Source organism: Aquimarina sp. ERC-38, assembly GCF_026222555.1.
Lineage (GTDB): Bacteria > Bacteroidota > Bacteroidia > Flavobacteriales > Flavobacteriaceae > Aquimarina.
Genome location: NZ_CP098511.1, coordinates 1,455,524 through 1,475,908, shown reverse-complemented (window position 1 = coordinate 1,475,908; position 20,385 = coordinate 1,455,524). Strand labels below are relative to the sequence as shown.

Annotated in this window: 25 protein-coding genes; 11 read left to right on the top strand and 14 right to left on the bottom strand. The window is 33.0% G+C overall.

The features are described from left to right. The first annotated feature begins 10 nt into the window (after positions 1–10). The 8 genes from NBT05_RS06370 (at position 11) to NBT05_RS06335 (ending at position 4,505) form a co-directional block, all read left to right on the top strand. Positions 11–262 (top strand): hypothetical protein, encoded by a 252-nt coding sequence (locus NBT05_RS06370; protein WP_265772660.1) that lies wholly within the window; start codon positions 11–13, stop codon positions 260–262. Beyond that, complete coding sequence (locus NBT05_RS06365) at positions 259–663, top strand: hypothetical protein (protein WP_265772659.1); 405 nt, start codon at positions 259–261, stop codon at positions 661–663. Before NBT05_RS06370 ends, NBT05_RS06365 begins: the two co-directional genes overlap by 4 nt. A gap of 29 nt (positions 664–692) precedes the next feature. Next, a complete protein-coding gene (locus NBT05_RS06360; protein WP_265772658.1) occupies positions 693–1,334 on the top strand; it encodes a hypothetical protein in 642 nt (213 codons plus the stop codon). 116 nt (positions 1,335–1,450) lie between these two features. After that, entirely contained in the window at positions 1,451–1,690 is a 240-nt protein-coding gene (locus tag NBT05_RS06355; protein WP_265772657.1) for a hypothetical protein, read from the top strand. Then, complete coding sequence (locus tag NBT05_RS06350; RefSeq protein WP_265772656.1) at positions 1,677–2,048, top strand: type II toxin-antitoxin system VapC family toxin; 372 nt, start codon at positions 1,677–1,679, stop codon at positions 2,046–2,048. Before NBT05_RS06355 ends, NBT05_RS06350 begins: the two co-directional genes overlap by 14 nt. A 471-nt stretch (positions 2,049–2,519) precedes the next feature. Beyond that, entirely contained in the window at positions 2,520–2,783 is a 264-nt protein-coding gene (locus NBT05_RS06345) for a hypothetical protein (protein WP_265772655.1), read from the top strand. Between the two features lie 247 nt (positions 2,784–3,030). After that, complete coding sequence (locus NBT05_RS06340; RefSeq protein WP_265772654.1) at positions 3,031–3,477, top strand: hypothetical protein; 447 nt, start codon at positions 3,031–3,033, stop codon at positions 3,475–3,477. Between the two features lie 80 nt (positions 3,478–3,557). Next, a complete protein-coding gene (locus tag NBT05_RS06335; RefSeq protein ID WP_265772653.1) occupies positions 3,558–4,505 on the top strand; it encodes a lipocalin family protein in 948 nt (315 codons plus the stop codon). 60 nt (positions 4,506–4,565) lie between these two features. On the opposite strand, the gene NBT05_RS06330 is transcribed toward NBT05_RS06335, so the two are convergent. Then, complete coding sequence (locus tag NBT05_RS06330; protein ID WP_265772652.1) at positions 4,566–4,988, bottom strand: secondary thiamine-phosphate synthase enzyme YjbQ; 423 nt, start codon at positions 4,986–4,988, stop codon at positions 4,566–4,568. A gap of 62 nt (positions 4,989–5,050) precedes the next feature. Here NBT05_RS06330 and NBT05_RS06325 point away from each other — a divergent pair, with 62 nt between their 5' ends. Then, positions 5,051–5,878, top strand: coding sequence for an HAD family hydrolase (locus NBT05_RS06325; RefSeq protein ID WP_265772651.1), 828 nt, complete (start codon positions 5,051–5,053; stop codon positions 5,876–5,878). Positions 5,879–6,278: 400 nt separating this feature from the next. Here NBT05_RS06325 and lepA read toward each other — a convergent pair whose 3' ends face one another. Then, positions 6,279–8,075 carry a translation elongation factor 4 gene (gene lepA, locus NBT05_RS06320; RefSeq protein ID WP_265772650.1) on the bottom strand — a complete coding sequence of 599 codons (1,797 nt, stop codon included), beginning with the start codon at positions 8,073–8,075 and terminating at the stop codon, positions 6,279–6,281. A gap of 553 nt (positions 8,076–8,628) precedes the next feature. Between lepA and NBT05_RS06315 the strand changes: the two genes are divergently transcribed. Both NBT05_RS06315 and dusB read left to right on the top strand, forming a co-directional pair. Further along, positions 8,629–8,847, top strand: a complete 219-nt coding sequence (locus tag NBT05_RS06315; RefSeq protein ID WP_265772649.1) for a DUF433 domain-containing protein — start codon at positions 8,629–8,631, stop codon at positions 8,845–8,847. Between the two features lie 28 nt (positions 8,848–8,875). After that, a complete protein-coding gene (dusB, locus tag NBT05_RS06310) occupies positions 8,876–9,871 on the top strand; it encodes a tRNA dihydrouridine synthase DusB (protein ID WP_265772648.1) in 996 nt (331 codons plus the stop codon). Between the two features lie 8 nt (positions 9,872–9,879). On the opposite strand, the gene NBT05_RS06305 is transcribed toward dusB, so the two are convergent. From NBT05_RS06305 to gwsG, 12 genes are all read right to left on the bottom strand, one after another. Further along, entirely contained in the window at positions 9,880–10,329 is a 450-nt protein-coding gene (locus NBT05_RS06305) for a hypothetical protein (protein ID WP_265772647.1), read from the bottom strand. A gap of 171 nt (positions 10,330–10,500) precedes the next feature. Next, a complete protein-coding gene (locus NBT05_RS06300) occupies positions 10,501–10,764 on the bottom strand; it encodes a DUF2188 domain-containing protein (protein WP_265772646.1) in 264 nt (87 codons plus the stop codon). A gap of 129 nt (positions 10,765–10,893) precedes the next feature. Continuing rightward, on the bottom strand, positions 10,894–12,099 hold the full coding sequence (locus tag NBT05_RS06295; protein WP_265772645.1) for an ABC transporter permease: 1,206 nt from the start codon (positions 12,097–12,099) through the stop codon (positions 10,894–10,896). A 65-nt stretch (positions 12,100–12,164) separates the two neighbouring features. Further along, positions 12,165–12,644, bottom strand: coding sequence for a regulatory protein RecX (locus NBT05_RS06290; RefSeq protein ID WP_265772644.1), 480 nt, complete (start codon positions 12,642–12,644; stop codon positions 12,165–12,167). Between the two features lie 13 nt (positions 12,645–12,657). Beyond that, complete coding sequence (locus tag NBT05_RS06285; protein WP_265772643.1) at positions 12,658–14,127, bottom strand: HlyD family secretion protein; 1,470 nt, start codon at positions 14,125–14,127, stop codon at positions 12,658–12,660. Between the two features lie 127 nt (positions 14,128–14,254). Then, positions 14,255–14,623 carry an endonuclease domain-containing protein gene (locus tag NBT05_RS06280; protein WP_265772642.1) on the bottom strand — a complete coding sequence of 123 codons (369 nt, stop codon included), beginning with the start codon at positions 14,621–14,623 and terminating at the stop codon, positions 14,255–14,257. Further along, entirely contained in the window at positions 14,598–14,807 is a 210-nt protein-coding gene (locus tag NBT05_RS06275) for a hypothetical protein (RefSeq protein ID WP_265772641.1), read from the bottom strand. Before NBT05_RS06275 ends, NBT05_RS06280 begins: the two co-directional genes overlap by 26 nt. Positions 14,808–14,917: 110 nt before the next feature. Continuing rightward, the gene (locus tag NBT05_RS06270) at positions 14,918–17,131 is read right to left on the bottom strand and encodes a peptidase domain-containing ABC transporter (protein WP_265772640.1); all 2,214 of its coding nucleotides are present in this window, start codon (positions 17,129–17,131) and stop codon (positions 14,918–14,920) included. Positions 17,132–17,270: 139 nt separating this feature from the next. Next, on the bottom strand, positions 17,271–18,074 hold the full coding sequence (locus tag NBT05_RS06265) for a hypothetical protein (protein ID WP_265772639.1): 804 nt from the start codon (positions 18,072–18,074) through the stop codon (positions 17,271–17,273). A 21-nt stretch (positions 18,075–18,095) separates the two neighbouring features. Beyond that, a complete protein-coding gene (gene gwsS / locus NBT05_RS06260; protein ID WP_265772638.1) occupies positions 18,096–19,169 on the bottom strand; it encodes a grasp-with-spasm system SPASM domain peptide maturase in 1,074 nt (357 codons plus the stop codon). Next, positions 19,162–19,359 (bottom strand): hypothetical protein, encoded by a 198-nt coding sequence (locus NBT05_RS06255; protein WP_265772637.1) that lies wholly within the window; start codon positions 19,357–19,359, stop codon positions 19,162–19,164. Before NBT05_RS06255 ends, gwsS begins: the two co-directional genes overlap by 8 nt. Continuing rightward, the gene (gene gwsG, locus NBT05_RS06250) at positions 19,356–20,327 is read right to left on the bottom strand and encodes a grasp-with-spasm system ATP-grasp peptide maturase (RefSeq protein ID WP_265772636.1); all 972 of its coding nucleotides are present in this window, start codon (positions 20,325–20,327) and stop codon (positions 19,356–19,358) included. The genes NBT05_RS06255 and gwsG overlap by 4 nt, the downstream gene beginning before the upstream one ends. Positions 20,328–20,385 lie beyond the last annotated feature (58 nt).

The window sequence follows — 20,385 nt, the reverse complement described above, 5'->3', positions numbered from 1 at the left end:
AATTAATTAAATGATGAAGCGGTTTAATTCGTTTTACTTAAAAAACGTAGTAATTCCGGAAGGAGGAACTTATGCCAAATATGATTACCCTTTTACAGATCATGGTTTTACCGCTGGTAAAAATAGTTGGTTGGGAGCCCCCGAATGGCATCTAACTAATAGAATTAAATTTGAAGAAGGCACAGAGTTATGGGAAGTATCAAATGACGGAAAAGAAATATTACGAGGAATATTAGTCGATAATAAATTTATAAAAATATGAATTTCAGATCAGGATACTATGGTATATATAAAGGTAAGGAGAGAAAGTTGATAGGTGCAGATGGTGGTATTATAATAAAAATAGAAAATAATACTAAACGAATTAAACTTAATCACCAGGATAAAAAAGAAATTCAATCAGCTTATAGTGTTTCTACTTTTTGTAATTATAAATCCGGTAAATATTTTATAGAGAACATATCTAACCAGAAGGTATTATTGAATCCAGACTTTAATACTTTAATAGAAATCTTAGGAAGACATCCTTATGATCATGGTGTATATAGATTGGAAGTTACATTAGAAGAATTTAATAAGAATGTTTCTTCGATATGGGAAGAAAGGGAGAAACTATCTAATTTCCCTTTTAAAGTCGAAAAAATTGAATATTTAAAGAAATAATTTCATCCTAACTATAGACTATAGATAAATTGAAACTTATAGAATACATACTAAAAATAGGTTTTGGATATGCGCTTTCTTTTGTATTGCTCTTTTCTATCGTTCCGCTTTTATACCAAACTGCTATTAATAAGGATAGTCAACATACTACACCACAAAATATACAATCTTTAAAAATTTATAAACCCTCTCCACATTATGATTATTTTTATTTACAAATCACCACTGATAAGGGAGAAGCTTACTTTAAAAATTTTGAAGGTGATGCTAAAGAACGGAAGCCTTTATTTCAGTTTTTAAGAAAAAACAAGTTTTTAAAAAAAGAAGAACAGCTTCAGGATATTTTACCTTTTGAACTTAAAAAGGAACAATGGAATGCCATAAATCCTATTTATTTTCAGGTAGATGGTCAAAAAATCACAGAACTTTCCATAAATAAAACGATCATTATTGGTACTTCTCATAGTTATGGGAGGAAAGTATTCCTTATTTTCCTTACGATTATTTTTGCACTTGCCGGTATTTTTGGTGTATTGCTTATGACCTTAGCATTTTTTAATTCGTATAAGTCATATCAGAAAACAGGAACTTGGCTTGATCTTCCAAATTCTATTGATAGTAAAACCTACGGATTAAAATGGATTTTAAATGGCTTTAAAACTCCTCAATAGTATAATTTATGCACCTATTAAAACATGTGTAAAACATAAGAGTATTTGTTTAAGTAATTGTAAAGTTATTGATATTTTTGAGAAGTGAGAATGTAAAAATTTACAACTAAACCTATATGAAAAGTTCAATTCTTCACAATAAAGTAATAAAAACTATCTTTGTTATAATTGTAAGGACAAATAATATGGTAGTGATTATAAAAAGTGGTGCCAACAAAGAAATAATAGCCAACCGTTTAAAAGCGCTTTATAGCACCCCAAAAAAAGGATTTGATGCCAATAAATTTTGTGGTATTCTTACTATAGAAGAAGATCCTTTATCGATACAAAAACGTCTACGTGATGAGTGGGAATAAACTATTATTAGACACCAACATCATTTTATATTTATTACGTGGAGATACTACTTTAGTCAATATTTTAGAAGGAAAACAAGTTTATATTTCCTTTGTTACTGAGTTAGAGTTATATAGTTTTAAAGAATTAAACGCTGCTGACAGATCAAAGATAGATGCAATACTCGAAGCTTGTTCCATTATAGATATCAATGCGGGAGTTAAAGCAAAGACTATAGAAGTTCGAAGATTGTATAAAATAAAATTGCCTGATAGTATTATAGCAGGTACAGCTTTATATTTTAAAATGCCGTTAATAACCGCAGATAAGGATTTTGAGAAAATAGAAGAGTTAAATCTATTAAATTACGAAATTTAGATAGCCAAGTGATGTTCTACACAAAGCTAGATAGGCAGTAGTAGTTTATTGGTTTTAGTTAAGTACATAAAAAGTCATTATTGTCCGGTTAAATTAAATAAAAGTTTAGAATACATAGTAAAATTAGGTAATTCCAAACTTTGAACTGTTTGGAGGTTGCTTTTTCACTTTTTTAAAAGTAATTTGTTCTTTAACGTAAATATTTATTATAATATTGATTTTCAATACTATAATAATTAGTCTTGATTCTTGTTTCCAGAAGCGATAGCGATCTTGAATCTTTACCGGACACTAATGATAAAAAGTGGTAAAGAGCCGCAATTTCTTATTAGTACGAAATTCTAATTCTTGCTACACGCTAATACTTAGCTATATCATTCCCATCAATAAATACTTGATTTAAAGTAAACAACTTTTGAGCCTTTCCTTATTTTTAATAAAGCAGAATATTAATTTTTAAAATGAATCAACATGGCAACACAAGAAGCTAATAAAACTAAGGATCATGATACGATAAAAAACTGGGTGGAAGAACGAGATGGCCGACCTGCGGTGGTAAAAGATACCGAGGAATTGTTACGAATAGATTTTCAGGAGAAAGATGATCAACTGGAAGAAATAGAATGGGATCAGTTTTTTGAAATTTTTGATAGTAATAATATCGAATTTCTATATCAGGAAGAGAAAAAGGATGGTGAGAAAAGTACCTTTTGCAAATTCGTTTCGGCAAACTAGTCAGTATTCTATGATAAGTAACTGGTAAATACTATAACTACTAAAAACTGTTTGAGAGATTACGTAATCTGTATCATTTAGTATTTCTTTTAAATTAACATTTTAAAGAAGCTATTTAGATAATTTATCGATTTTTTCAAGCAGTTTTATTTTAAGAAGGTGCTTTTAAAAACAAAAGCAAGTAAATAGTAATACGATTACTATTTTTCGATTTGTATTATTTACCTTTACTCCTAAATCATCTATTATGTATGAAGCTTTAAAAATCGTACACTCGTCCTGGGCGTATCTTGTTGTTTTAATCGTTGCTTTGGCAACTATTAATGCTTTAGTTAAATACATCACTAAAAAAGAATACGGCCCCAAAGATTTTAGGATTTCGTTATTTGCTTTAATAGTAACACATTTACAATTATTAATTGGTATTGTTATTTTCTTTATTTCTCCTAAGGTAGTATGGTTTACCGATGGTATTGCTACGGCAGAAATCATGAAAGACCCTTTATTACGACTTTACAATGTAGAACACCCCACAGTCATGATTGCCATGGTAGCCTTTATAACCATAGGTTATTCAAAACATAAAAAGAAATTAACTTCAACGCCTAAATTCAAGATGTTGGCTATTTTTTATACTATTGCTTTTATTTTAATGCTTTCTAGAATTCCCTGGTCACAATGGATTAATTTTTAAATAAATGCAGGATTATTCTTAATAAATAATTACTAATTTATATATTTTTAGTTATTTCGTCGGATAAAAATTATTTTAAGATGAAAAAACTATTACTAGTACCTTTTATTATTCTATCCATCTTTATTTTCTCATGTAGCGAAGATAATGATGATGTAATTCCGGATGAAATTAATAAGGAAATTGAAGAAGAAATAGAAAAAGAGGAAAAAGATACACTTAATGCTTTTTCCGTTAACGACAGTATTTATAAAACTGAAATTGCAATACATACTATATTTCAAAATAGTATACAAATTACATTTGCTAATGAAGATTTTTCAACGGAAAATTACAAAGGAGAGTTAAATTTTGTTAGCTTTTTAATCCAATCTGAAAACGGTGAACTTATTCCAGGAGAATACACCTTCAAATTAGATACAGATACAGATTATAATGCTGCTCAGAATTTTTTTGATGGTCTAGCAGGAATTGGTTTAAAATTTACAAACGGTAATGCTGATTTATCTAATGGTTATTTCGAAAATATAACATCCGGATCCTTAACTATTGCAAAAGTCAATGGTGTGTATCAATTTGATTATACATTAAGCTTCGATAACATAGTATTTCAAGGAAATTATGAGGGTACTCTCAATATAGACGATACTACTGTAATCACTGAAACAAAACTAATAGGTAATTGGGAATTGATAAATTATTTTGAAGATGGGGTTAGCGAAGATCAAATATGTCCTAAAAAGGATTTGCTAGAATTAAGAGAAAATAATGAAGTAATAAATACAATATATGAGCAAGGAGAATCTGACGGAAACGGTGGTATCACACGGATATGTGTCGAAAACCCCGAACCAGATAAGTATTTATGGTCTTTACAAGACGAAACTATTACTTTTGACTACGGAGGCGGTGATTTGGATGAAGGATTAATAGTTAATCTAACAGATAAAGAACTCGTGCTGGAATATTCCTATGAAGATAATGGTATAACAAAAAAGGATCAGGAAATCTATCGAAAAGTAAATTAAAAACTTTGATTAACAATTTAAATCCGAAATTTAATATACCAAAGTTAAATTTCGGATTTATTATATTCCCCAAGCAGTTAACACTAATCTTCGCGAACCACCATAATCTCTATGTTCGCATAAGTAAATACCCTGCCATGTTCCCAGGTTGGGTTTACCGTTAGTAATCGGAATTTGAATAGAACTTCCTAATACGGAAGCTTTAATATGTGCAGGCATATCATCCGGGCCTTCGTAAGTATGTTTATAATACGTTGCATTCTCCGGTATCATCTGGTTAAAATGACTTTCAAAATCCATTCGCACTGTAGGATCCGCGTTTTCATTGATAGTTAAACTTGCCGAAGTATGCTTAATAAAAACCTGCAATTGACCGGTTGTAATTGCAGATAAATCCGGAAAATGTTCTAAAACTTCTGAAGTAATCAAATGAAACCCCCTGGCGTACGGTCGAAGCTGTATTTCTTTTTGGATAAAATGCATAACAGCAAAATAACGAAAATTATGCTCTACTTAGAATGGGTTGCTATAAATTCCTCCTACCTTTGCGGTTTTTTATAGGTATGGGTCTTTCGCAGGTAAAATTAGTAGTTTCGGATATGGACGGAACTTTGCTTAATTCAAAGGATGAAGTAAGTAAACGTTTTTTTGAACTGCACAATAAGTTATCCAACTTAGGGATACAATTTATTGCCGCCAGCGGAAGGCAATATTATAGCATTATTGACAAATTAGCTTCCATACAAAATGATATTTATGTAGTTGCTGAAAACGGAGCGCTGACTATGCATCAGGGAACCGAATTAGAAACCGTAACCCTGGAACGTAAGGATTATATTTCTATTTTAGATATTGCAAAAAATATTAATGACGCAACGGTAGTATTATGTGCAAGAAACCAGGGGTACGTTCAAACCAAAAATTCAGAGTTTATTGATTTTCTTAAAGAGTATTACGTTCGGTACGAAGTGGTAGAAGATTTATATAAAGTAACTCATGATCCTTATCTCAAAGTTGCTATCCATCATCCGAAAAGCTCCGAAAAACACCTCCTCCCGAAATTCAATACACTTCAGGATCGTATTAAAGTAAAAGTTTCTGCTAAAGTTTGGTTGGATTTATCAAATCCCGAAGCTCATAAAGGAAATGCTATTCAAAAATTACAAGACAGGTTAGGGATTAGTAAAGAGGAAACTATGGTCTTTGGTGATTACAATAATGACCTGGAAATGTTAGCCCAGGCCAAATACAGTTATGCAATGGGCAACGCACATCCTAACGTAAAAAAAGCAGCTAATTTCCAAACAGAAAGTAACGATAACTTTGGGGTAGAACGGGTGTTAGAGGAATTGGTAAGGGCGAAAGCCCCCTAGCCCCCAAAAAGGGGGAACTTTTGTCCAGATGATAAAATACTTTTCGTTCCGAAAAGCTGTTCTCATCCACTCCCTATATGTATTAGAATCACTGATCTTTTTATACTTGGTTATTATTGAAATACACTGAATTCACTTCAATTGTTTGCATGAAAATTTTCAACTATTATTCCTTTTTTGCTTAAAACAAAGAGCTAAATGAAAATAGATTATATTTTCTAAAAATTTATAAATCCTCCAACCAAGCATCTAAACCTTCTATTTGTTCTAGCTTTTGACAACGAGCTTCTAAAATAGCCGCTTCGGTAACCTTATCTGGAATCTTACTTCTAATTTCTTTCGTGTTTCAAGGTTATCTTTCATAAACATAATACATCCCCCTTCGGGGGTTAGAGGGCTTCTAATCATTCAGCTTTAGTACCGCCATAAAGGCTTCTTGCGGGATTTCTACGTTACCTACCTGGCGCATCCGTTTTTTTCCTTTCTTTTGTTTTTCTAAAAGCTTTCGTTTACGAGAAATATCACCTCCGTAACATTTAGCCGTTACATCCTTCCGAAGCGCTTTTACCGTCTCCCGGGCAATAAATTTAGCACCGATTGCTGCTTGTATTGGGATATCAAATTGTTGTCGCGGAATCAGTTCTTTCAGCTTCTCACAAATCTTTTTACCAATAGCATAGGCATTATCTTTATGTAACAAAGCAGACAGCGCATCTACCGTATTTCCGTTTAATAAAATATCTACTTTTACTAAATGCGAAGCCCGTAATCCGATCGGAGAATAGTCAAAAGAAGCATAACCTTTGGATACCGTTTTAAGACGGTCATAAAAATCAAAAACAATTTCAGCCAAGGGCATATCAAAGGTTAGTTCTACACGTTCAGTAGTTAAATAGGTTTGATTAACAATCTCACCTCGCTTTTCAATACATAAAGACATGACTGAACCCACAAAGTCTGATTTCGTGATGATGGTTGCTTTAATAAAAGGTTCTTCTACCCGGTTCATTGAAGAAGGGTCCGGTAAATCCGAAGGGTTATTAACCACTATAATCTGATCCGGTTCTTTATTAGTAAAAGCATGGTAAGATACGTTGGGTACCGTGGTAATTACCGTCATGTTGAATTCGCGTTCCAGGCGTTCCTGGATAATTTCCATATGCAACATCCCTAAAAATCCGCAACGAAACCCAAATCCAAGGGCCGCTGAACTTTCCGGTTGAAAAACCAGAGAAGCATCGTTTAACTGCAACTTTTCCATCGAAGCTCTTAACTCCTCATAATCCTCCGTATCTACCGGATAAATTCCGGCAAATACCATAGGCTTTACATCTTCAAAACCTGCGATTGCATTTTGAGTTGGATTTTTAGAATCTGTAATTGTATCTCCTACTTTTACTTCGCGCGCATCTTTAATTCCGGTAATTAAATAACCTACATCCCCAGTTTTGATCACCGATTTGACCACCTGGTTTAATTTTAAGGTGCCAATCTCATCCGCAAAATAACTTTTACCAGTATTGACAAATTTGATTTGCTGTCCTTTTTTAATTTCGCCATTAACCACTTTAAAATAAGTTTCAACCCCTCTAAAAGAGTTGTATACCGAGTCAAAAATCAAAGCTTGTAAAGGTTCATCCGGATTACCTTCCGGAGCCGGAATTCGTTGAATAATCGCATCCAGAATTTCTTTGATCCCAATACCCGTTTTGGCACTCGCAGGGATTACTTCCTCAGCATCACACCCTAGTAAATCCACAATATCATCCGTTACTTCCTCCGGGTTAGCACTAGGCAAATCAATTTTGTTTAAAACCGGAATAATTTCCAGGTCATTTTCAAGCGCCAGGTATAAATTGGAGATGGTTTGTGCCTGTATACTTTGCGCAGCATCTACAATTAATAACGCCCCTTCGCAAGCAGCAATCGACCGCGAAACTTCATACGAAAAATCTACATGTCCCGGAGTATCAATTAAGTTTAAAATATATTCCTGCCCTTCATAGGTATATTCCATTTGGATAGCATGACTCTTGATCGTAATGCCACGTTCACGCTCCAGGTCCATATTGTCCAGCAACTGATTCTGTGCTTCCCTGGCAGTGACTGACCCGGTATAATCCAGTAATCGATCCGCGAGGGTGCTTTTACCATGATCAATATGTGCGATGATACAAAAATTACGTATGTGCTTCATTTTTCTTTTTCTATATATTTTTTAGGGCGTTTCCCTCCATTGCATTTCGGGTCGGGCTTTACGCTGCAATTCCTCGTATTTTTTCCGACACCTGTCGGAAAAAATACTGCGGGATTTTCACTTCAATCCCTAACGCAAAAATTATCGTAATGCGATAGTTTACAAATATAATTCATTTTAAGGGGTTAATAGATTGAACAAACTTGTTTTCTATTAAGGTTATTTAGATTTAGTACGAATTTAGACAATCATAATTTTCAACGTATTATATAAAATACGGTAAACGAAATTATCAATGCCCTGTAAAGATTCAAGATCGCTATTGCTTTTAGAATCAAGAATCAAGACTAATCATTAAAGTATTAAAAATCAGCATTATAACATCACCCACATTAAAAAAATATTTTACTTTTAGAATTGTAAAAAAGCAACCTCTAGATACTTTAAATTTCGAATCACCTTATCTTACTATACTTTATAAACTTTTATTTATTTTAATCGGACACTTATGAAAACTTATAAATTTGCGTATCTCTCTATTAAATAAAGTGCTATGGATATTTTTGAAAATAGAATTGTTTTGGACAAGAATGTCTGTAATGGAAAACCTACTATTAAGGGAACAAGAATTACAGTTCAAACTATTTTAGAATTTCTATCCTCTGGTAATGATATAGATATAATATTAGAAAACTATCCTAGTCTTCTTAAAGAAGATATAAAGGCAAGTATTCGGTTTACAACAAATCGCTTACCTAATAATTATTTGTAATTTTGCCATACGTACTAAAAGATGAATTTTGGCAAAAATCGGAACTATCGATGTAGGAGAATTTCCTTTATTATTGGCACCTATGGAGGATGTGAGTGACCCCCCGTTTAGGGCTTTATGTAAAGAACAGGGCGCAGATGTGGTATATACCGAATTTATCTCTAGTGAAGGTTTGATTCGGGATGCGGCAAAAAGCGTAATGAAACTCGACATTTATAAAAAAGAACGTCCGGTAGGTATTCAGATTTTTGGAGCCAACATGGATAGTATGCTGAAGTCGGTTGAAATTGTAGAAGCCTCTCAACCGGATATTATCGATATTAATTTTGGCTGTCCGGTTAAAAAAGTGGTAAGTAAAGGAGCTGGGGCCGGAATTTTAAAAGATATTGATCTTATGGTTTCTTTAACTGAAGCTATGGTAAAACATACCAATCTTCCAATCACGGTTAAAACCCGTTTGGGGTGGGATCATGATTCGATCCGGATTGTGGAGGTTGCAGAACGCTTGCAGGATGTTGGGATTAAAGCCATTGCAATTCATGGGCGTACCCGGGCGCAGATGTATAAAGGAAATGCAAATTGGAAACCTATTGCCGAAGTAAAGAATAACCCCCGGATGCATATTCCTGTTTTTGGAAACGGAGATGTGGATAGTCCCGAACGTGCGGTCGAAATGCGAGACCAATATGGATTGGACGGAGCTATGATAGGCCGTGCCTCTATCGGATATCCCTGGTTTTTTAAAGAAGTAAAACATTTTATTAAGACAGGTCAACATCTCCCACCGCCTTCTATGGACGAACGAGTACAAGCAGCACGTAGGCATCTGGAAATGGCAATCGCCTGGAAAGGTGAAAAGTTAGGTGTTTTTGAAACCCGAAGGCATTATACAAACTACTTTAGAGGGATACCGCATTTTAAAGAATACCGGATGAAAATGGTAACCAGTGATCATGCCAAAGATGTTTTTTCAGCCTTTGATGAAGTAGAAGAAAAATTTGCGGACTTTGAGTTTAGTTTTTAAAATGAATGTTATTTTACCCTACCTTCTTTCCATTTAGATACATAAATAAAATATTCATTCCAGGGCATATCGTCTATATCTTCCTTACTTAACTCATCTTCTTTTATGATTTCATCAAAATCACTATTGAATTCGTTATATAATCGCCAAATTTTATTGGCACTTTCAATTTTAGTTCCTTTCAGTTTAGCAATCCAATTTCTAAATTTTCGCAATAGAATAACAGGGTCATTTTGATGGACTTCTATATCATTACCGGATAAGTCAGAAAGAGCTATTTGATAACGATATTTAATTTTATCAAAGATAAGCATACATTTAGTATTCATTTCCGAACCTCCAAAATAGCGGCAACCAATATCAAGACCTAATTCAAAAGGCATATTAAATCTTGCTAGTTCATTCTTTTTAGAAGATTCCATTCTGGAAAGATCATGAATACTATATTTTGCATTCAAAATTAAATCTTTGATGGTCTGTACCCGTGAATCAGCTGAATTTATAGTTTCGGAAAGTAACGGTTGATAACCTAAATAAATAATACCAAAAACAAGAGACTTTAAAATAGGACGATATTCCTTATCAAAAGGACAATTAATAAAAATATTATTTTCAAATGGTATTAAATATTAACTTGCCTTTTGAAGACGCTCTACGGTACCATCTGTCCTATGAATAACTAAAGTAGGTAATGTATTATTAAGTAATTTTTTACCGTTAGATACTGCTGATTTTTTATCAGAAAAGCGAGATATAATCCGATCAGAACCATCTTTAAACAACACCCATTGACCGTTTTGAGAAATTACATGTAATTTTTTACCGTAAGAAGCACCTGCTTCCTCAAATTTATTACTTAAAATCTTAATTCGTTCTTCAGAAATATTGTACATCTCCTAACTGTTTTTAAATTTAAAAGGTGTGTTATTTAACTTAACATAGTAAAGTTACAAAAATATTAAATAAATTTTCAATCTTCAAAAAATTTTAATCAGAACTATAGTAATTCAATCTACTATGAATTAATTAGTAATCAACCTCCTATTAATTCGAATTGCGGCTAAATAGGAAGCAATCCCACCTATACTAATGATAGTAAAAAAAACAATAATAAAATTAAAAACATTAAATTTAGTAGGATACGGTAATGAAGGAGTAATCATTAATAAGTAAAATTTCTGTTGAAGAAAAATAGTCAAAGCTCCTAAAAGTAATCCGGTTAATGTCCCTAAAAAGGTCATTAAAAAGCCTTGATATAAAAAAATCTTCCGAATATCTTTAATCGGACTACCTATGTTAAACAAAGTTTGAAGGTTGGATTTTTTATCAATGATCATCATGATAATTGCTCCAGCAACGTTTAACAAAGCAATAATAGCAATAAGCGTAATAATTAAATAGGATGCCAGGTTTTCCGTATTTAGCATCTTGTACAAAGTATCATTTAGTTGCATTCGATTTTTGACAACAACCTGGTTGTTAAAAATATTTTTGATTTGCTCCCGGATACGTTGCTGGTCTACCTGGGCACCTGTTTTAATTTCCAGATGTGTTACCTTATCAGGAGCTAACCCCAGTAAATTTCTGGCGGCAACTACCGTCGTAAAAACATATTTTTTGTCCAGTTCTTCATTTACACCATAAACCCCAATATTTACAAATGCCTGTTTTCGGAAAGCTTGTGAAGGGTTGGTCGGAATACCTTTACCGGGTTTGGGCACGTACAACACTAAAAAATTGGTATATACCTGTTCGACTCCGATGCTTAAATCCCGGCTAATTCCGTTACCTATCACTACCTGCGAATCATTACCGGTTAACCAGTTTCCGTAAGATAAGATACTATCCGCAACAATAACTTTTTTATAGGCTGTATCTACTCCTTTAATAAAAGCCATAGTTTGTTTATCCCTAAATTCTAAAATAGCTCGTTCTTCTACAATTTCAGAAAAAGCTATAATTCCTTTTATATTTGACAATGCTTGTTTTTGACTTTCTGAAAATGTAAAAGTTTTTCCTTTCTCCGGAAAAACCTTTAAATCCGGGTCAAAGAAAGTAGAAAACTGAAGGCTAAAGTCTTTAAGCCCTGAAAAACCACTTAGTACAATAAATAAAGACATAGCTCCAATCACTACCCCTGCCGCCGCAATACCAGTAATAATATTGATAGCATTGCTACTTCCCGGAGAAAATAAATATCGTTTTGCTATGTAAAATGGAAAGTTCAAAAAATTGCCTATGCTTTATCAACCGGATAAAGATAAGGGATTGCTAAAAGTTTATGAATATACTTTTAGCGAAGTTCTAAATTATTTACGGTTTCAAAGATTAAAGAAGATTCCCAACCTCTATATTGTAAATAGGAGATCAATTTTGTTTTTAATTTAGAGGGTTCTAAACTTTGATTTCGTTCTACAAAACGATCCACCAATTCGTAAAAAGTTTGGGTATACTCTTGTTCTGAAATTTCTTTTAATGCAGTTTTAATATTGAAGTCAGATATCTGTTTAAATTTTAACTCCTTAACAATCCGTTGTTTTCCCCATTTTTTAATTCGGAATTTACCGCGGGCAAAACTACGGGCAAATCGCTCTTCATTTAGGTAGTTTTCTTGCATCAAATGCAACAGGATTTTTTCTTTAGCCTCGGGGATTAAATTCCAGGTTTGCATCTTTTGTGCTACTTCTTTATGACAACGCTCCTGGTAAGCGCAATAATGCTCCATCTTTTTTAATGCTTCTGTTACCGTTATGGATTGTTTTTGCGGGTACATTTTTTGAAAACTACTAATTCCTGGAAGACACCAGGTTTCTTAACTGATAAAAAAATCGTTCGATCAGGCGTAAGTCTTCTGTAACAATTTCGGCTTGACCTTGCATTTCCTGTGTAAAATTAATCTTTTTATTATAAGAAGAAACCAAATTTTCAGGTAACGATGCATCGATTAAAACCAGGCCTTCTTCATTTGGGATAGCCGTGATTTTTTCAACCTTTCCGTTTAAAACTCCGTATTCACTTTCAGGGTAATTATCTAGTTTGATATGTACTTCCTGGCCTACTTCTACTTTCCCTGAATTTTGGATGGGTGCTTTTAACTTCGCCACATAGCCATTACTTTGATCGGGAATTACGGTAAAAACCAGGCTTCCCGCATTTACCGTTTGGGAGGGGCTCCAAAAATCCAGAAAAACTACTTTACCCGCTGTATCAGTTTTAAGGAGATATTGTAACTCCCAGGTTTTTAAGCCTTTTTTTAAGACATTATAGGATTGCAATAGATTTTTATACAATCCTATTTCTTCTTTAGTTCGATTAATTACAGTTCCTTTAGAAGTATTTTCCATTCCGGCAATAGATTCTTTTATTTGAGAGATTGTACTGTTTAACGTACGATAATTCTTTTCAGCTTGCAAAACTAATAGTCGCTGATTTTCGTATTCCTGGGTTGAAATTACTCCTTTATCGTACAACTTTTTTTGGCGTCCCAAATTCTTTTTCTGTAAAGATAATTCACGATAATTAATCTTTTTTTGAGCAATGGTGTTTTCAAGGCGGTTTTGTAATTGAATTAAGGATAGGGTATTTGCGATAGAGTCATTGTCAAAGGGCCGTAATTCTTTATTAAGCTTATAGGCAATATAATTGTTTTCAAATACGGCAAAGTCCCCTGCCAGATCACCTAATGCTAAAACAGGTAGTTCTTCAAAAGGAAAATCAAAATCCTGAGTGCGTAGTACTAGTGTATCGGTTATATTTTTAAGATAAAAAATATCTTTATAATTTGCGTTGTTTTTTAAAACAGCCAGGGGTTGGCCGTTATTTACTATTTCATTATCCTGAACTAATATAGTTTCTAGTTTCTCTGTGATTTTAGCAAATACTTTTTCAGGGGGTTTTTGAGTAGTGACCATACTTTGGGCTACGATCACGTCCGGGTATTTTATAACATAGGATAATATAAGTACCAAAACAATTAAGACTAAAAACAACAAACTCCCCCACCGGATCATCCAATGCGGTACTTTGGTCAATACTTCCTGTACTTCTTCACTTCGTAATTGTATGTCGTCTAATGTGTTTTCTGGCATTACTGCTATTTTTTCTGTTCCTTCCCTTTGCTGGGACCCTTCCCCTTCCGTCCGACTGAAGTCGTCCACCTTCCCCTTGCTGGGGGTCTCGCCCTTCCGTCTGACTGAAGTTGGCCACCTTCCCCTTTCTGGGGGTCTCGCCCCTTCCGTCCAACTAAAGTTGGCCACCTTCCCCTTTCTGGGGAAGGAGTTTAAGGTGATACTCTATTTACTATTTCACATTTCTGCTAAAAAACTCCTTCCCCCACCGGGGGAAGGTGGCTGCCCTTGGGCAGACGGAAGGGGCAGTGTCCCGCTATCTATTAAAATGATCCGTAATCTCCTTTAATACCGAAGGTAAAGCGTTGAACACCATTTGGTTTTCAAAACGTAAAACGGTAAAACCCATGTCGTTCAAAGTTTTATCTCTTTTCTTATCTTTTTCCATTTGATGTGGGGTGTTATGATACTCCCCGTCTAATTCTATAACTAATTTTTCTTCGGCGCAATAAAAGTCCACGATAAAATTATGGATACTATGTTGTCTCCTAAATTTTCGTCCTTCCAGTTTCTTCTTTTGTAAATACGTCCATAGAAATGCTTCGGATGAAGTTAAGTTTTTTCTTAAATCCTTCCGGTATTTTTTCAATTCGGGTTTGTCATGTGTTTTTTGATTTCTTTTCAATTGATTTAGGTTTTTGTTTTTTTCCGCGAGCGGACTTCTTACTCCTTCTGGGACTCATCCCCTTCCGTCCAACTGAAGTTGGCCACCTTCCCCTTGCTGGGACCCATCCCCTTCCGTCCGACTGAAGTCGTCCACCTTCCCCTTGCTGGGACCCATCCCCTTCCGTCCGACTGAAGTCGTCCACCTTCCCCTTGCTGGGGAAGGAGTATTTAGTGGTATTTTGTTTTAAAATTAAAAATTTTGTTTGTAATCATGATTATTGGTTTATTCTTTAACTTCACTCTGAAATATTAATTACGATCCCAATTCCAGTTGATTCTTGACCAGGTGGTAATAGTTTCCTTTTTTGGTAATTAAGGATTCGTGGTTTCCGGTTTCTACTATTTTTCCTTTTTCTAATACTACAATTTGATGTGCATTTTTAACGGTACTTAGGCGATGTGCTACTACAACTACGGTTCGGTTTTGGAAGAACTGATCCAGGTTTTGCATAATTACTTTCTCATTATTTGCATCTAGTGCGCTGGTAGCTTCGTCAAAAAACAAGTATTTAGGATCTTTATATACCGCCCTGGCAATGAGCAAACGTTGTTTTTGACCTGTACTTAATCCCATGCCTTCGGTACCGATTTTTGTATTATAGGATAAGGGTAAATCTTCTATAAATTCCTGTATATTAGCAACTTTTACCGCTTGTTTTAGTTTTTCTTTATCTACATAATCTTCACCTACTGCGATATTATGAGCAATAGTATCATTAAAAATATAACCTTCCTGCATAACCACCCCACAATTGGCTCGCCAAAAGGATTGCGAAATATGTTGTAAAGTATGTGGGCCTACTTTAATTTCGCCTTCGTCCGGTTCGTAAAACTTTAATAGTAACTTGACTAGAGTTGTTTTTCCGCTACCACTAGTTCCCACAATAGCAGTCACTTTATTGGCAGGTATTTGCATATCCAACTCTTTTAATACCGGGTTCTCCGAACCTATGTACCGAAAAGAAACTTTCTCTAGTTTTAGATCTTGTTCTGCTGATAATTCGTTGATTTTTTCCTGCTGGTTTTCTTCTTCGTCTTCTTTTTCATGGATTTCGCCTAAACGATCCAGCGAAATACGGGCGTCTTGTAATTGTCTTACAAAGGATATCAACTGTGTAATAGGTGCATTTAGCTGTCCTACAATGTAGGTAACCGCCAACATCATCCCCAAGGTTATTTCGCCGTCAATTACCAGTTTTGCAGAAAGAATAGTAATGACAATATTCTTAACTTCATTGATAAAGCCGGAACCTACAGATTGATATTGTTCGAGGGCTAACCCTTCAATAGATAATTTAAATAGACGGGCTTGTAAAAACTCCCACCCCCAGCGTTTTTGTTTTTCGGCGTTATGTAGTTTAATTTCCTGCATCCCATTGATCAATTCGATAACTTTACTTTGCTCCTGGCTTACTTGTGAAAACATTTTATAATCCAGGTCTGCTCGCTTTTTCAAGAAAATGACAATCCATAAAAAATATAGGATACTTCCTAAGATAAAAACGAAGAATATCTGAAAGCTATAATAGGCCAACACCACGCCAAAAACCAGTAAGTTAACCATAGAAAACAATACGTTTAGCGAAGAAGTCGTCAAGATTAATTCTATACGTTTATGGTCATTGATGCGTTGTAAAATATCCCCGGTCATCCGTACGTCAAAGAACGAAATGGGCAATTTCATCAACTTAATAAAAAAGTCAGATAATAACGAAATATTAATCCGGGTACTTAAGTGTAATAAAATCCAACTTCGTATAATCTCAACCCCGGTTCGCCCCATAAATAAAAGTAATTGAGCTACCAGGATTAAATAAATAAAATGGATGTCCTGGTTTTTAATCCCTACATCGACCACACTTTGGGTTAAAAACGGAAAAATGAGTTGTAATAAACTTCCGGCAATCAAACCAAAAATCAGCTGTACCAGGAACTTTTTATATTTAAAAACATATCGGGAAACGAAGGAGAAACCAAACTTTTTTTCTTTTTCTTCAAATTCATTATTAAAAAACTGCGGAGTGGTTTCTAGTAGAAGCGCCACTCCTTCTTCGGTAGTAGAAGTTGCGTCTACACCAATCCAAAATTTTAGTAATTCTTCTTCGGTATAGGTAAGGATACCATGTGCCGGGTCTGAAATATAATAGGTACTGGTAGTGACTCCTTTCTTCTTTTTGGTTTTAATATCATATAGGACTACGTAGTGATTTTTATTCCAATGCAGGACACAGGGTAATGGAACTTCCTGTAGTTTTTCCAGCGAAATCTTAACTCCCAGTGTTCGAAAACCCAGATGTTCTGCGGCTTCGCTTAGCCCTAATAAACTGCTCCCCGCCCGGGTGGTTTCGCTAAAATCCCGAAGTTGCTGGATAGGAATCACCTTCCCGTAGGATTTAGCGATGATTTTTAAGCAAGTAGGACCACAGTCTTTATAGTCTGCTTGTTTATAGTGCGGGAATTTTTTCAATCGTTATTTGTTGATGATTTATTAAGAAGTAAAAATACTATTTATTGGAGAATTACTATGAAGTCAAGCTTTTTTCAAAACCCTAGATTGGAAATTAATTTCTATATTGGATTTTTGTAATCTCACCTTAGTAATTCCTTTAATCTTTTATATATTCATTAGTTTTATAGAACTCTTCAAAACTTTTAAATTTTTTATTAAATTGTATATTACCTAATGACATATTTATAATAATTCCAGTTATTAATTTATACTCCAGCTTGACAAAACCATATTGCTCCGAAAAGTAACTAATTAATTCTGTTTCTCCTTTTTTAGATGTTGCTGTTGATTTAATTACAAAACAATTCAATTTACCTAATGGTGTGTTTAAAATCTGCTGATCTATAATACTGTATTGATAATTTAATAAAAGTTTTCCTTCCCATTCTCCCCAAAATTCGTGTGACCAGTTTTCACCTATAAGCATTTGATCCTTCCATTTATTACCTTTTATAAATGGTTTTTTAATATAAGGAAAAGGACAAGTTTCTAAGGATTTAAAAAAACCGGTTCTTATAGGATGAATCCAAACATTTTTATCATTTTCTACTGCCCCGGTCGAAGAAAATGGTTGTAAAACCGGTCTTTCATAATAAGAAATCTTGGTTTGATCCTTATTATAATCCGGAAGTTCATAATTAACCGCTAAGTGTATTTCATTATTGACAACACTATCTTCCTCAACTTCAGTTAATTTAAAAGAATTTTTTTTTGGTAATTGAATTAAACTAAAAGACTTGTCTCCTTTTTTAATTTCAAAATCATAGATAAAAACAGTTCCCGGTCGGAAAATTTTATTGTTTATATTTATACTATCTTTTTCAATATAGACGTTATCATACTGTTGTGTATAAACCCATTGTAGATTTGTTATTAAAAAAACTAAAATTATATATCTCATTTATATTATATTAATAGCCTATTATTTTAACATTTGATAAAAATCCATAGCTTTCTTCTTTAAAGGATTTGTACTCCATTCTTCCCAAGTATTTGCATAAGGATCATACCCGCATTTTAATGGTTTTGAATACAAATCTTCCGGATTTTCTAAATATGCCCGGCAATCCGTACATATATATCGAAATTCGCAATCTTTACAAATCAAAACTTGATCTTTTGTTAAATTCCATAATTTTTGAAATTCCTTATCTTCTGCCGCACTTTCTAAAGAATTATTGAAAATATTACCGTAGACTTTGGGAGTGGATGGGCAGTTTTTTATATTACCCTCAATATCTATAGAAATCTTTCTATTTAAACATGAATTATGATTTAAAGCTTCAGTAAAAGGTTGTAATCCTTTGGAAAAGAACTTAGGTAGAACAACTCCACAAAACCCTTTATTATTGATAGATCGACTCAAACAATGTATTGGAACCATAATATCTGTAAAAATTTTTTGTAGATCATCAATACAATCATGAATTAAAATTTCTGAGATTCGAGAATTATTTAAAGTAAGTGAATTCAATGTTTTAGAAGTTATTTCACTACTATATTTAATTAATAAAGTGATACTTCTCAATCTAGAATTTTTAAAAAAATTCATAAGGCTGTTTAACTTATCCAATTCAATACGTCCATAAAACCTTATTTCTAGTGCTATGCAATTTAATTGATTCAGAGAATTGACAATTTTCAACCATGGAAATTCTTTTTCATCATTATATTCTATGACACAATTCGTTATTTGCGCAAAAGATTTCCACTTTCTACTAATCGGCACTAGACCTTTAAATATTTTATTGCTGTAAAATCCATAATTTTTTTTATTTAAAAAGTCAAGATACTCATTCAATGTTTCTTTATCGTATTCATTAAAACGAGTTACCTTTTCTTTTATATCGATAGAATTAGTTGAGTTATTAAAAAGTTCATATAAGTCATTCGGTATTAATTCATAACTTCTATTTTGAGTGTCACAAATTATACTTCGACTTATACCTTTTACCATCAGGCAATTTGAATATAAAGTGAAATATTTATTATTCATATCTGGAAATCTTTTTATAAAAGTTAAAACATAAATATCCTTCTGAATTAATTGACCTACACTTAGCATATTTAGCAAATGATATATTTTTATTTTTAACGATTTTTTTACCTTCTAAAAAGTGAAAAGTTAAAGGAAGTATTTCCTCGGTCAAATCTATTTTAAATTCTTCTATAAAATTTTTTTTCATAACTTATCTAATTCTATTAATTTTTTTGCAACAATTTCTTCAAGATGGTAGTTACAAGGGTGGGAGACCATGCCAAACTGTCCATTTGGATTTATTTCCAAGAATATATAATCTTCATTCCTTGTTTTGAGAAAATCAATGGAACCACTTTCTATATTTAATAGTTTTAATAATTTTCTAGTTTTTTCTTCGATTATTCTAGGTAATTTGTAAGGAACAGTTCTATTAGGCTTTACCTTATCATAATTTCTAAAATCAACTACAGTTTTTTCATTTTCTTGAGAAAATATTGCCATAGAATAAAAATTTTTAAACCAAAAGAAAGATCGAATTTCATATTCTTTTTCTATATACTCCTGTAGTAAACTTGGAGCAAATATCTTAGGAATTTTATTTAAATCATTCTTACTAATTTTTTTTGTAAGCATCTTGTATACTTGATCATTTTTTCTAAAAAAACTTACATTCCATATTGGTTTTACTACAATAGAGAAGTGTTTTAATAAAAAAAGTCGTAATTTCTCCTTGTTATTAGTAATAACCGTTTCTGGAATATACAAACCACAATCTTTTGCTAATCTGAGAACTTTGATTTTATTTAAATTATGATCAATTGACAATGAAGATATTACTTTCGCATTTGAATAGGAGTCAATAAGTAGTTCGTAAAAATTTCTCAATTCTTTATTTTTATGAATTTCTAATTCTAAGAAATTTAGATTATTACTTTCTCTGTCAATAATCTGAATAGATCGATATTTTCTAAACCAAATTACTTTAATTTTACCTTTATCGTTAAGTTCATTTTTTGTAGTTTTTATTTCTTCCGTAGAAATATCAACTGACATTTCATCCTTTAACATTTCTTCTCCATTAAAACGAACTACTTTGCCTTTTAAAAATTCAATCCATTGTATCACAAATTCTGTAGTTATTTCACCACTAGCTTTACTTGAAATTAAAATCACGTTTTAAACATTTAAAAAATTTAGTATGATATTGTAATACCACATATTGATTTACTTA